The organism is Propionicimonas sp., assembly GCF_049840635.1.
Classification (GTDB): domain Bacteria; phylum Actinomycetota; class Actinomycetes; order Propionibacteriales; family Propionibacteriaceae; genus Propionicimonas.
This window is the reverse complement of record NZ_JASGKL010000004.1, coordinates 421,569-434,806: the sequence shown is the minus strand read 5'-3', so window position 1 is coordinate 434,806 and position 13,238 is coordinate 421,569. Positions and strand designations below refer to the sequence as shown.

12 protein-coding genes are annotated in these 13,238 nt (G+C 73.0%); 7 read left to right on the top strand and 5 right to left on the bottom strand.

Going from position 1 to position 13,238, the window contains the following annotated elements:
- Positions 1-148: 148 nt before the first annotated feature.
- A complete protein-coding gene (locus QM779_RS02250; RefSeq protein WP_428530973.1) occupies positions 149-862 on the top strand; it encodes a VIT1/CCC1 transporter family protein in 714 nt (237 codons plus the stop codon).
- Here QM779_RS02250 and QM779_RS02245 read toward each other — a convergent pair.
- Positions 822-1,814 (bottom strand): DUF4192 domain-containing protein, encoded by a 993-nt coding sequence (locus QM779_RS02245; protein ID WP_428530970.1) that lies wholly within the window; start codon positions 1,812-1,814, stop codon positions 822-824. The two genes, QM779_RS02250 and QM779_RS02245, sit on opposite strands and share 41 nt — an antisense overlap.
- Positions 1,815-1,929: 115 nt before the next feature.
- Between QM779_RS02245 and QM779_RS02240 the strand changes: the two genes are divergently transcribed.
- Positions 1,930-2,613, top strand: a complete 684-nt coding sequence (locus QM779_RS02240; RefSeq protein ID WP_428530967.1) for a hypothetical protein — start codon at positions 1,930-1,932, stop codon at positions 2,611-2,613.
- Between the two features lie 34 nt (positions 2,614-2,647).
- Complete coding sequence (locus QM779_RS02235; protein WP_428530964.1) at positions 2,648-3,925, top strand: glycosyltransferase; 1,278 nt, start codon at positions 2,648-2,650, stop codon at positions 3,923-3,925.
- 6 nt (positions 3,926-3,931) lie between these two features.
- Here QM779_RS02235 and QM779_RS02230 read toward each other — a convergent pair whose 3' ends face one another.
- The 4 genes from QM779_RS02230 to QM779_RS02215 all read right to left on the bottom strand — a co-directional run bounded on the left by QM779_RS02230 (position 3,932) and on the right by QM779_RS02215 (position 8,623).
- Positions 3,932-4,891 carry a hypothetical protein gene (locus tag QM779_RS02230; RefSeq protein WP_428530961.1) on the bottom strand — a complete coding sequence of 320 codons (960 nt, stop codon included), beginning with the start codon at positions 4,889-4,891 and terminating at the stop codon, positions 3,932-3,934.
- A gap of 87 nt (positions 4,892-4,978) precedes the next feature.
- A complete protein-coding gene (locus QM779_RS02225; RefSeq protein ID WP_428530958.1) occupies positions 4,979-5,857 on the bottom strand; it encodes an AlbA family DNA-binding domain-containing protein in 879 nt (292 codons plus the stop codon).
- On the bottom strand, positions 5,857-6,801 hold the full coding sequence (locus tag QM779_RS02220; protein ID WP_428530955.1) for an FUSC family protein: 945 nt from the start codon (positions 6,799-6,801) through the stop codon (positions 5,857-5,859). The genes QM779_RS02225 and QM779_RS02220 overlap by 1 nt, the downstream gene beginning before the upstream one ends.
- Before the next feature lie 25 nt (positions 6,802-6,826).
- Entirely contained in the window at positions 6,827-8,623 is a 1,797-nt protein-coding gene (locus tag QM779_RS02215) for a DUF2207 family protein (protein ID WP_428530952.1), read from the bottom strand.
- Positions 8,624-8,701: 78 nt separating this feature from the next.
- On the opposite strand from QM779_RS02215, the gene QM779_RS02210 reads away from it, so the two are divergent.
- From QM779_RS02210 to nadC, 4 genes are all read left to right on the top strand, one after another.
- Positions 8,702-9,601, top strand: coding sequence for an NUDIX hydrolase (locus QM779_RS02210; protein ID WP_428530949.1), 900 nt, complete (start codon positions 8,702-8,704; stop codon positions 9,599-9,601).
- Between the two features lie 213 nt (positions 9,602-9,814).
- The gene (nadA, locus tag QM779_RS02205; RefSeq protein WP_428530946.1) at positions 9,815-10,801 is read left to right on the top strand and encodes a quinolinate synthase NadA; all 987 of its coding nucleotides are present in this window, start codon (positions 9,815-9,817) and stop codon (positions 10,799-10,801) included.
- Entirely contained in the window at positions 10,798-12,315 is a 1,518-nt protein-coding gene (locus tag QM779_RS02200) for an L-aspartate oxidase (protein ID WP_428530943.1), read from the top strand. Before nadA ends, QM779_RS02200 begins: the two co-directional genes overlap by 4 nt.
- A complete protein-coding gene (nadC, locus tag QM779_RS02195; RefSeq protein WP_428530936.1) occupies positions 12,312-13,157 on the top strand; it encodes a carboxylating nicotinate-nucleotide diphosphorylase in 846 nt (281 codons plus the stop codon). The genes QM779_RS02200 and nadC overlap by 4 nt, the downstream gene beginning before the upstream one ends.
- The last annotated feature ends 81 nt before the right edge of the window (positions 13,158-13,238 follow it).

Here is a 13,238-nt window from a genome sequence, read left to right as displayed (position 1 = left end):
GACGCGGACGGGCCCCCGCACCCGGCCGGGAGCAGCCCTCCGCTACTCACAATTCAGTATCTGACGGGTTCCGCACGCCTCGGCCGGGCCGCTTAGGCAAGCCTTTCCTAGCTTGCGACTAGGGGTGATGCCAGAGAACGATGGTTTTATGACGCTCACCACCCGGACCTCTTCCGCCGCCGCGCAGCAGTCCTTGCCGCAGCGGCTGAACCGGCTGCGCGCGGGCGTCCTCGGCGCGAACGACGGCATCGTCTCGACCGCGGGCCTCGTCTTCGGCGTCGCGGGCGCGACCACCGACAGCGGCGCCGTGCTGGTCGCGGGACTCGCCGGCATGGTGGCCGGGGCCCTGTCCATGGCCGGCGGCGAGTACGTGTCGGTGAGCAGCCAGCGGGACAGTGAGGTCGCGGCCCTGCGCGAGCAGGAACGCGAGCTGTCGAGCGACCCGGCCGGAAAGCTGCGGCAGCTGGCCGACCACTACGCCGCCCGGGGCCTTGCCCCGGCGCTCGCCGACGAGGTTGCCACCGAACTCAGCAGGCACGACGCCCTCGACGCCCACGCCGAGGTGTTCCTCAACCTCGACGCCGACGACCAGGTGTCACCGTGGGCTGCGGCCCGCGCCTCGCTGGTCTCCTTCATCACAGGGTCGGCGATCCCCCTGGTGGCGCTCGTGGCCTCGCCGGTGGCGGTGCGGCTCCCACTGACGGTGGTCGCCGTCCTGGTGGCGCTCCTCGCCACCGGACTGATCAGCGCGCGGCTGGGCGGCGCGCGCGTGGTGCCCGCGGTGATCCGCAACCTCGTGGTCGGCAGTCTGGCCATGGGACTCACCTACCTCGTCGGCTCCCTGGTGGGTCAACACCTCTGAGTTCTGCGGCCAGCAGGGCCAGGGCCGACTCCCGCAACCCGTCCCACTCGTACGGCGGCACCACCTCGGCGTTGATGTACTCCAGCAGCACGGCCATGGCCAGGTCGGGATCGAGCCGGTCGATCTCCTCCAGGCACACCACCTGCAGGGCGCCGTCACCGGTCTGCCAGGCGGCCATCGCCAGCAGGCCCAGCACCGTCGGCCGGTCCTCCGCCAGACAGCGCCGCACGACGCGGGTCCACAGCTCCAACTGCTGCTCGGCGTTGGCCCTGCACAGTCCGCGCAACGCGGCCAGCTGTGCCTCGGCACGACGCACCAGCAGGGCCAGTCGCAGGCAGTCGGCGACGCCCAGGTGACCGGGGGCGCGCAGCAGTCGCCGCAGCAACCGTCGGCGTCCCCTCACGCCGAGCTCCTCGACCTCGCGCGCACGCGCGTCGCGCTCGGCGCGCAGCGCCTCCACCTCGGCCTCTGGTGGTCCGGCGATGGCGGCGGCCAGGTCGCCGCGAGCCCTTCGCACCTGGAGCCCCAGCAGGGTGGCCTCCACCGCTGCGGTGCTCACCGCGCTGCCGCACACGCCGGAGGCGCCGTCCGGGCGGTCGGCCCGCCACGACCGCGAGCCGACCTGGATGATCCGTCCGAGCCGCGCCAGGCCGACCGCCTCGGCGCACGCGGCGAGCACGTCCCAGGCGAGGTCGTCGTCATCGGTGAACGCGAGGAACCAGCCCTCCGCCCCGGGAAAGCGGCCGAACAGGCGGGCGAGCATGCCGTCCAGCGCCCGGGTGTGCTCCGCAGCGGGAAGGTCGACGCGCGCGGTGACCGCCACGCGACCGTGGTCGAGCACGAGCACCACCAGGGACTCCTCCGGGTGGAAGCCCAGCAGGTACGGCACGAGGCCGACCAGGTCATCAACACTGTGCACGGCCAGTCGGGCCGGATGTTCGGAGACGCTCACGCCCTGCCATCCTCGGCAGCGCGCGGACGCAGCGCTCACCTGTCCACAGGGCCCCCGGGGACGGACCGGGTTGTCCACAGGCCCGCGGGAGGGACGCGGGGTACCCTTGGCCGCGATGACCGACCAGCTTCCCCCCACCACCTCGAACGGCGACCCAGACCGCACCGGTCGCCCCGCCCCGCCGACGGGCTGGACGCCGGCGCCGCTCTCCGACGGTGGCCGGCCGTCCTTCGGTGGGACGACGCCCCCGCCCCCGCAGGCCGACAGGCCGCTGGGGGGTTCGACGCTGCCCCCGGTCACGATCGAGGAGTACGCACCGCCGAGGTCGCGCCTCCCGCTGCTCGTCGCGCTGGTCGCGATCGTGGTGGCCGGGCTGATCTGGGCGGGCACGTCCCTGCGTGCGCCGCAGGCGTCGCCGTCCACGAGCCCCCACTCCGGCGCCAGCCCTTCCGCCTCCGCGTCCGCCCCCGGCCTGCCGTTCGTCACGCCGGACGAGAGCGCGTCCGGTCGCTGGGAGATCGTGGAGCACCGCTGGACCGACTCCGGGCTCGAGGTCGAGATCCGCGTGTACGCCGACCAGGGCCCGGTGACCTACTCGTTCATGGCGTTCGGCAACGACGACGTCCAGGCCACCGCGTCCGAGCCGGGGTCGCAGAGCCCGCAGTTCTCGGGACGCCCGATCGAGACCGGCGACTCGGAGACCGGCTGGGTCTTCTTCCCGCTGCAGCGCGGCGCCAGCACGATCATGCTGTACACCGCGGGCGGCAACCAGGTGTCCGCCCTGCCGGTCGCGGGCTGAACCCGCCGCGGCGGCCGGACGCTACAGTGACCGGGTGACGACGTCGGCAGCCTCACTGCAGGTCGGCATCTTCACCGACGACTTCTATCCCGAGTCCGGAGGCGTCGCGCGCTCGGTCCAGCTGCAGCTGGAGCAGCTCCGCGCCGCCGGCCACCGGGTCACCCTCTTCGCTCCGCGGGTTCGGCTCACACCGCCGCCGGACAGCGCCTGGGAGGGCCTGCCGGTGTGGCGCGTCCCCGGCACACCGAGCTACCTGTGCTCGTTGCAGAGCACCCCTGCGCTGGCCCGCAGGATCGCCGCCGACCACCGGCTCGACGTCGTGCACTCCCAGAACGAGCGCGGATCGGTGTTCCTGGCCTCCGAGGTGGCCCGGCTGCAGGGCGTGCCCCACGTGCACACCTTCCACTCCAACTACGTCGGCACCCACCGGACGACGCCGCTCGCGTCCAGCCTGAACTCCCTGACCTACCTCGACTGGTCCGGACGCTGGCTCCGCAGGGTCGCCGGAACCGGTCGGGACGTGCCTGACCTCCTCCTCGACGACCCAGAGCTCACCGCGGACTCGCGCCTGGCCGCCCGTGACTGGCGCAGCCTGGCCCGACTGGCGTCGGCCGTCGACGCGTTCACCTCGCCCGCGGCCTTCCTCGTCGACGCGATCACCGCGGCGTCCGGCGGTGCGCTGGCCGGACGCGGCCACGTGGTCGCCTCGGGGGTGGCCGACGCGTTCGTCCGGGCGCGGCGACGGCGCCCGCGGGGCGGCCCGATCCGGTTCCTCAGTTGCGGCCGGCTCGGTCCCGAGAAGCGCGTGGATACGATCGTCGAGGCGTTCGACCGGCTCGGACGCGACGACGCCGAGCTGCACATCGTCGGCACCGGGTCCTCGGAGGCGGGGCTGCGCCAGGCGGCGGCGCGGGTGCGGCACGGCGCCGTCCGGTTCCTGGGCCACTTCGACGACGCGGACCTGATCGCGCAGGAGATCGCCGACGCCGACGTCTTCGTGCTGGCGTCCTACCGCTTCGACACCCAGGGGCTCGTCCTCGCGGAGGCCGCGGCGACCGGCACCCCGATCCTCTACTGCGACGACCGACTCACCGTCGGCGTCGGGCCGGACAACGCGCTGCTCACCGCGCCGGACGCCGCATCGCTGGCCGCAGGGATGGCAGAACTCGCCTCCGACCCGGCGCGCCTGGCGGCGATGTCGGCGGCGTCCGGCGCCCTGGTCGGCTCGCTCACCGCCACGGCGATGCGGGACGCCTACGTTGCGGTCTACGCCGAGGCCATCCGCACCCGGGCGGAGGCATCCGTCGCCTGAACGGGCCTACTCGGTCGCGAGCTGGGGGTCGGGAACGGGCTGCGCGCGTTGCGCGTCCGGGTGGTACTTGGACAGCAGGAACACCCCCGCGACGGCCACGGCACCGCTGATCGCCATGCCGAGGGCGTCGAGCGGGCCGAGCCGGACGCCCTCACCGAGCACGGCCAGCCCGAAGGTCACCGCGACGATGGGGTCGGTGGTGGTCATCGAGCCGACCACGATCTCCGCCGGGCCGTTCGCGTAGCCCTGCTGCACCATCCAGCCGCCGACGAGGTAGCAGGTCAGCAGGAACGGGATCATCGTCCAGAACAGCGGCCGCGACGTGAAGTCACCCAGGCGCACGAGCTCGCTGAGCGTCTTGATGATCGCGGAGCTGAGCCCGTAGTAGAACGCCCCGCCCGAGGCCCACATCAGGCAGCGCAGCGCGGGCGTCCCGAAGCGTCCCAGGTACCCGAGCAGCCCGCCGACCGCGAACACGATCAGGCAGGCCACGATGATCCGCGCCGGCGGCAGTTCGGTGTCGGGGGCGGCCTTGTGGGCGGAGAACAGGGTGAACACCACGATGCCGGCGATGGTCATGCCCACCGCGGTCCAGGTGGTCCTGGTCGGACGGATGCCGTGGATCTTGGCGGCCAGCAGCACGGCCCACGGCACGGCGAGGATCCCGACCGGCTGGACGACCGTGACCGGCGCCATCATCAGCCCGACGATGTGGATGCTCGCGCCGAGCACCACCGTCGCCAGGCCGAGCAGCCAGCGGGGGTTCCGCAGCAGTTCGAGGAACTGGCCGATCCCCATCGAGCGGTTCTCCGCGGTCTTGTCGACGCTCCTGCTCACCGCGAGGTGCTGGATCGTCGATCCTCCGGCGAACAGGAACGACGCCACGACGACGATGCCGATGGCGAGCGGGATGTTCTGCTGGAACAGCGAGAACCCCGGGATGAACAGCGGTGTCAGTGGGGTCATGCCGGCCTGTCGGTGAGGAACGATGTGGCCGCCAGCCTAGCGGCTGGGGGCGAAACCCCTGATCGGCAAGGTTACGGCCGCCGCGGTTCAGTGCTCCTCGGAGAACCGGACGGCCGCGCGCAGCTGCGCGGCGAGGTTCGACCCCGCCCCCATCGGCCAGCGGTGCATGACGTACTCGGCGGCCGCGTCGACGGCCAACTGGCGCGTGGAGTTGCCCGATCGGACCCAGAGTTCGGGCGCCGCGCCGCGGGTGGGCCGCAGGTACACCGGACGGGGCGAAGGGGTGCAGGTCACCCGGCAGATCGTGACCGGCGCGTTCTCCCCGTCCCCCGGCACCTCGGGGAACTCGATCCCGATCCCCGCCGCGGCGGTCTGGCCGAGCGAGGTGGTGAGGAGGTCGCGCAGCCACAGCTCGTAGCGATCGACGTCCGGGCTCTTCATGGTGGCCAGGTCGGGGCCGAGCCCGAGCGGTGTCCCCTGGTCGTCCACCCCCACCAGGAGCGTGCCGCCGTCGGCGTTCAGGAAGGCGCAGGCCGTCTTCGCGATCACCTGCTCCATGCGTTCGTCCTTCGCCCCCGTCCGCAGGTTCACCCTGGCGGTGGACTTGAACTCCACCCGCTCCGACTCCCCCGCCCGGAGCATCTCGGCCGCGGTCTGGCGTTGCGGACGCTGGAAGTGCGCGGCGACGGCGCCGTACACGGCCATCGCGACGACGGTCACGCCCAGGGCCAGCAGGAGGGTGAACGGGCTCCACAGGAGCGCGTCCGGGTTGATCCAACCCGCGATCAGGAGGCCGACGGACGTGCCGAGGACGGCGATCACGATCGAGGTCGAGATGCCGAGCTTCGCCCGTCCGCGCAGCAGCCAGCGCGCGGCCGACCCCAGCACCCAGCCCTCCGGCAGCACCACCGGCAACGCGAGCGCGACCGCCCACAGCGGCACCCCCGAAAGGAACACAGCGCCCATCACCCCTCCTCCGGCCATCGTCGATCGAACCGTGCGACCCCAACGGCCACCACCGCTGCGAGGGCGGCACCCAGGACGGTGAGGAGCACCCGCTCGACCGCCAGACCGCCCGGACTGACGGCGGGGCCGAGGAGCACCACGACAGGCGTGAGGAAGATCACCTGGCGAGGGTAGTCCGCGCGCACCAGGTAACACAGGGCGAGGACCAGGCAGGCGCCGACGGCCACCACGACGACCCACGGCGGCAGCACGAAGGAAAGGACGACGGCCACGAGCGCCCCGGCCACCGTCCCGAGCACGCGCTGCCACGACTTCCGGAGGGTCTCGTCGTCGAACGGGCGGAGCACGATGCTCAACGTGAGCGGCAGCCAGTAGCCGTGCGGCCAGTCGAGGAGGGCGACCACGTAGACCGCCGCCCCGACCACCACTCCCATCACGCTCGCGTGCAGCCAGGCCCGCCGCGCGGGAAGTCCCGTCGCCGTCGACCCCGACGAAGGCAGCAGTGCGGCCAGACCGACCACCGCGGCGCCCCCCACCAGCAGCCAGAGGGCGACCGGGCCGGGCTGGAGGTCACCGGGGACGGCGACGAGCACGGCGGCGACGCTGGGCAGGCCGGCCATCAGGGTGTCCGCCACCATGCTCGCCGGCGCGACGAGGAGGCAGCACAGCGCCACGAAGCAGGCGGCGGCGACGGGCTGTCCGCGCAGGGCGACGGCCACGGCGCCGGTCATGGCAACGGGAACGGCCAGCGCGAGGGCGTGCCGCGGACGGAGCCGCAGGGCGGGCCCGGAACAGGCGATGTAGCCCAACGCGATGGCCAGCGTGGCCGGCACGCCCGCGAGCAGGTAGCCCGCCACCAGCGGCACGAGCAGCGCGACCGCGACCGCCGTGCAGAGCAGCAGGACACGGCGGGGAACCGCCCACCCACCCCATGCGTGCGCCATGGTCGCCGAGCCTATCGGCGTCGGCTCACCAGCCGCCGCCCCCGCCGCCGCCGAAGCCGCCGCCGCCGGAGAAGCCAGAGCCGCCGCTGGTCGCGGCGGTCGCGTGCTGCAGCGAGCTCGACATCGTGCTGGCGAGCGAGTCCAGGGAGGACGCGAACCCGTGGTAGTTGAACCCGTAGCCGTAGCCCACGTACCAGCCGGCCGTGTTGAACGTGTACCTGCCCTGGTCGGCCAGGTCGGAGAACACCCTGGTCCAGCGCTTCGCCACCCCGAACATCACCGCGTAGGGCAGGTACCGGGAGAAGACGTCGATCCCCTCCTCGAACCGGATCTGGTCGGCCTCCGCCGTGCGCAGGTACAGCTCGAAGCCGCGGGTCTGGGCGAGGACGGCGGAGCCGGTGGCCGTCCGGGAGCCGAAGTGGTTGCTCCGGGCGAGCACGAACAGCCCGGTGAGCACGCCGGCCACGCCGACGAGCCCCCAGCCGAACACGCCGAACAACAGGCCGAGGCCCACGCCGGCCAGGGCGATCAGGATGCCGATCACGAACGCCCACGCCCGCACGTGGGCCGGGTTGGCCGTGAACCACTTCAGGTCGGTCTTCACCCTGTCGTGGAGCGCAGCCTTGGTGTCGGAGAGGGCGTCCGCGTACCGGGAGTCCCTGAGGTCGTCCGTGGTCACCTCGCTACCGCGGGAGAAGAGCTTCCGCAGCAGGGTGGCCTCGTAGTCGACGAGCTGGTCGGGGGTGCCGAGGCTGGTCAGCGTCCAGTCCTTCTTCCCGGTCTGGGAGATCCGCACATGCCCCCGCACGGCCAGGTCGATCAGGGTGGCGGTGACGTCGCGGTCGTCGGCGGTCGCGTCCGTGAGCGTGCCGAGTTCGCCGGGACGCGCGCCCTGCGGTGGCGTGAACTGGACGGCGACCGGCGCGTCCCCCGCGTCGTACCCGATCGTGGTCTCCTGGCCGGGGGCCGGCACCACGCCGGGGGTGAGGCCGAGGTACACCTGGTCGCGGCGGCTGCGCCGGGAGCGCTGGAAGACGGCGCCGAGCCCGAGAGCGGTGAGGGCAGCGGTGACACCGCCGGTGAGCGGCGTCACCGGGAACATGTTGCCGATGGTGTAGCGCCGCTCGAGGCGGGCCTCCGCGCCGGTGAAGGTGCCTGCGGGGAAGCCGGCCGTGACCTGCATCCCGTTCCCGTCGCCCACGCCGGTGGCGGAGAAGCTCGCCGCCGTGCCGGAACTGCTCGCCTCGCACGGCTGGTCGAACCCGGACCCGGAGAAGCAGCTCACCCTCGTCACGTCGACGGGGCCGGTCACGGTGACGGACGCGGCGTCGATCGGCACCTCCCAGCCCGTCCCGACCGCGTTCCAGTTGACCTCGTCGAGGCCGGACTGGGCCTGGCGGGGAGCGATCAGCCCGCGGATCGTGTAGTTCACCTCATAGGTCTGTACTCCGCTGTACGACTCGGACTCCGATCCCACCCGCACCAGCAGGTTGCCGTCCTCCTCCTCGGTGCTGGTCTCGGTGTTCGCCCCGCTCGGGCTGGTGACCGCGCCGATCGTCATGTCGAGCATGCGCCAGTGGTCGGGATCGTCCGCGATCTCCTGGCGCAGGGGGAACGTGAGGTAGATGCCGTGGCCGGTCGAGTCGAACGCGTAGGTGATCGACAGCTGCACGGAGGTGGTGCCGCCGGCATCCACGGTGGCCGCGACGCGGTAGTCGGTGATCCGGCCGTCCCCACTGTCCGCGTGGGCCTGCGCCGGCGCGGCCACGAGCGGCACGGCGACGAACAGCAGGGCCAACAGCGTCATCCACAGGCGCTTCATGCAGCGAGCCTAACAAGGCCTCGACAGACAGCCGGGAGCCGCATCGCTATCCTGACGCGAGACGACGCAGGAGGTGTCATGAGCGGGCGGGCCGTGACGGCCGAACTCCTCGCCGTCGTCGTCGCGATGGTGGACGGACGGCCTGCCGTCCTGACCCTCGGGGAGCCGCCACGGCTGCCCGCCGGGCCCCTGCTGCCGAGCCACCGGTCGTTGCAGGCCGCGACCCGGGCCTGGGTCGAGGAGCAGACCGGACGCAGGCTCGGCTACCTCGAACAGCTGTACACCTTCGCCGACCTCGACCGGGACGACCGCGGCCGGCGGATCTCGATCTCCTACCTCGGGCTGACCACGCCGGGCGAGCCCGGCATCGGCGGGTGGACCGGCTGGTACGAGCTCTTCCCCTGGGAGGACCACCGCGACGCGGGCGGATCGGGGGCTGAACCGGTCGTCGACCGGTTGCGGGCCTGGGCGGACGCGGACGCGGACCGCCGCGACGAGCGGCTCCAGCGGGTGGCGATCAGCTTCGGCCTGGCCGGGCGCGCGTGGCAGCCCGAGCTCACGCTGCAGCGCTACGAGCTGCTGTACGAGGCGGGCCTGGTCGCCGAGGCCCCCGACGAGACCCGACGCCCCGACGGCGAGCTGGCTCCGGGCGGACGGATGCTCGGCGACCACCGCAGGGCACTCGCGACCGGCATCGCGCGGCTGCGGGCCAAGATCGGCTACCGGCCGGTCGTGTTCGAGCTGATGCCGGCCGCGTTCACGCTCCGCCAGCTCCAGGACGGCGTCGAGGCGCTCTCCGGCCACGCCGTCCACACCCAGAACTTCCGGCGGCTGATCGAGCAGCAGGACCTCGTCGAGGAGACCGGCGCCCTGCTGGAGACCGGCGGTCGCCCGGCCCGCCTCTACCGCTTCCGCCGCCAGGTGCTCCAGGAGCGCCACGTGGCCGGCACCAAGGTGCCGACCGCCCGCGCCCGCTGAGGCGCCCGCCCGTCCCACCCGTCCCACGCGTCGCAGACGCTCCCGAAACACGCAGAAGCTCCCGAAACTTCGGGAGCGGGAACGAGTTTCGGGAGCGTTTGTGAGAGAGGACCCGAGGCTGACCCTTGGTTTGGGACTTTTGCTCAGAACGTGGAATACTCGGGACCGCGCTTTTGCTCAGAAGTAGCATAAGCCGCGACGAAGGGATCCCCGATGACCGCAACCCTCCACACCGCCGCCGACCTGTACGAGAAGGTCGCGCACGTGATCCCGTCCGTCGAGTGGGCCACCATGGCCGACGACGTGGACGCGATCCTGCGGCTCAAGCGCGAGCGCAACGCCGTGATCCTCGCCCACAACTACATGACGCCCGAGATCTTCCACGGGGTCTCCGACATCGTCGGGGACTCCCTCGCCCTGGCCCGCGAGGCGGTCGAGGTGGACGCGGACGTGATCGTGCTGGCCGGTGTCCACTTCATGGCGGAGACGGCCAAGCTGCTGAACCCGACCAGGACCGTCCTGATCCCCGACCTGCGCTCGGGCTGCTCGCTGGCCGAGTCGATCACCCCGCAGGACGTCCGCGCGCTGCGCGCCGCACACCCGGGCGTGCCTGTCGTCACGTACGTGAACACGTCCGCCGCAGTGAAGGCCGAGTCGGACATCTGCTGCACCTCCGGCAACGCCGTGGCCGTGATCGAGAGCCTCGGGGTGCCGAAGGTGATCATGATTCCCGACCGCTTCCTGGCCGCGAACGTCGCCCGGCAGACCGGCGTCGAGGTGGTCGTCCACCCCGGCGCCTGCGAGGTGCACGAGCGGTTCACCCCCGACGACATCCGGCAGGTCCGGGCCGACCATCCCGGCGTCACCGTCCTCGCCCACCCCGAGTGCCCGCCGGACGTCGTCGACGAGGCCGACTACGCGGGCTCGACCGCCCAGATGGTGCAGTTCGTGGACGCGCGGCGCCCGCGCCAGGTCGCCCTGATCACCGAGTGCTCGATGAGCGACAACGTCGCCCAGGCCTACCCCGACGTCGAGTTCATCCGGCCGTGCAACCTGTGCCCGCACATGAAGCGGAACACCCTGGGCGCGATCCGGCACGCGCTGGAGACGATGACCAACGAGGTGACGATCCCCGCCGACGTCGCCGAGCGGGCCCGCCGCTCGGTCGACCGCATGCTCGCCGTCGGGGCGTCGAAGTGACCACCGTGGTGGAAGCCGGCGGGCCGGTCATCGTCGGCGCGGGGCTCGCCGGGCTCACCGCCGCCATCGAACTCGCCCCGCTCCCCTGCGTCGTGCTCAGCGCGGGCGCGGTCAGCACCGGAACGTCCACCGGCTGGGCGCAGGGCGGAGTCGCCGCCGCCGTCGGCCCGGACGACTCCCCCGAGTTGCACGCCCTGGACACCCTCTCCGCCGGTGCGGGCCTGTGCGACCCGGACGTGGTCGCGAGGCTCACCGCCGCCGGCCCGGACGCCATCGGCTGGCTCACCGCGCAGGGCGCCCACTTCGATCGTGCCGGCGACGGCCGCCTGCGGCTCGGGTTGGAGGGAGCCCACAGCCGCAGGCGGATCGTCCACGCCCACGGCGACCGGACGGGCGCGGAGCTGCTCCAGACCGTGGTGGACGCCGCCCGCCGCCTGGGGTCCGTCTCGCTGTGGGACCACAGCCCCGCCCGCGAGGTCCTCACCGAGTCCGGACGCGTCGTCGGCGTGCTCGTCGACACCCCGGACGGCCTCGTCGAACTGCGCAGCGACACCGTGCTGCTGGCGACCGGCGGCGTGGGCGGGCTGTTCCTGCACACCACCAACCCGCTGTCGTCCCGCGGCCAGGGCCTCGCGCTCGCCCACCGCGCGGGCGCGGTGCTGCGCGACATCGAGATGGTGCAGTTCCACCCGACCGCCCTCGACGTCGGGGTCGACCCGATGCCCCTGGTCAGCGAGGCGGTCCGCGGCGAGGGCGCGATCCTGGTCAACGAACGCGGCGAGTGGGTGCTGCGCAACCCGCTGTCGGCCCGCGACATCGTCTCCCGCGCCGAGTGGGCTCAGCTCCAGTCCGGCCACCGGGTGTTCCTGGACGCGACGAAGGAGCCCGGCGAGCGGTTCGCCGAACTGTTCGGGTCGATCCACGCCACCGCGCTGGCTGCGGGCCTCGACCCGGCGAAGGACCTCCTGCCGGTGCGTCCCGCCGCCCACTACCACATGGGTGGCGTCCAGGTTGACCTCGACGGAGCGACCACCGTGCCCGGCCTCTACGCCGCCGGCGAGGTCGCGTCCACCGGCCTGCACGGCGCGAACCGGCTCGCCAGCAACTCCCTGCTGGAGGCGGTCGTGTGCGGACGCAGGGTGGCCCGGCACTGGCGCGATACGCGCGTGTCGGCGGGCACCCCGGCCCCGTCGCGCACCTTCCCCGACCCGCAGGGGTGGTCGCCCGACCCGGTGGTGGACGCCGTGCGCGACATCGTCAGCGGGGGCGCCGGCGTCCTGAGGGACGCGGACGGCTTGCGCTCGGCCCTGGCCGCCCTCGAGCCCTACCGGAACCACGACGCGGGACTGGTCGGCCACCTACTGGTCGGGGCCGCGCTGCGCCGGCAGGAGTCCCGCGGCGGCCACACCCGCCTCGACTTCCCCGAGACCGCGCCGCTCGCCGGGCACGTCCTCGTGCACCCCGACGCCACCGTCGACCTCCCGCGGGTCGAGGCGTCCGGGAGCGTCCGGTGAGGGCCCTGCCGCGGCTCGTGATCGAACCGCTCGTCCGCGCGGCCCTTCTGGAGGACCTCGGCCGGGCCGGTGACATCACCACCGACGCGATCATCGCCGCCGACGCGACCGCCACCGTCGACCTCGTCGCCCGCGAGCCGGGCGTGGTCGCCGGCACCGACTGCGCACGCCTGGCCTGGGAACTCGTCGACCCCCGGATCGCGGTCACCGACCTGCTGCCCGACGGAAGCCGCGTCCAGCCCGGCACCGTGATCGGCACGGCCACCGGGCCCGCCCGCGGCCTGCTCAGCGGCGAACGGGTGGCGCTCAACTTCCTCGGCCACCTGTCCGGCGTCGCCACCGGCACGGCCACCATCGCGGACGCGATCGCCCACACGCGCGCCCGGGTCGCCGACACCCGCAAGACGATCCCCGGCCTGCGCGCGCTGCAGAAGCACGCGGTGGTCGCCGGCGGGGGCAGCAACCACCGGTTCGGCCTCGACGACGCGGTCCTGATCAAGGACAACCACATCGCGGTCGCCGGCGGCATCACCCCGGCCGTCGCCGCGGCGAAGGCGCACGTCGGCCACCTGGTCAAGATCGAGGTGGAGGTCGACTCGCTGGCCCAGCTCGAGGAGCTGCTCCCCCTCGGCGTGGACGCCGTCCTGCTCGACAACATGGGCCCCGACCTGCTGCGCGAGGCGGTCGCGATGGTGGCCGGACGCCTGGTCACCGAGGCATCCGGACGGATCACGCCGGCCAGCGCCGTCCCGCTCGCCGAAGCCGGCGTCGACCTGATCTCGGTCGGCTGGCTGACCCACTCCGCCCGCGTCCTCGACATCGGGCTCGACCACAGGCACTGAGCACAGGCACCACACCTGCGATCACCTTCGTTTGTCTTCGTCCGGGCCCTGTCAAGCCCCCGGTCGGGGGTGATCAAGTTG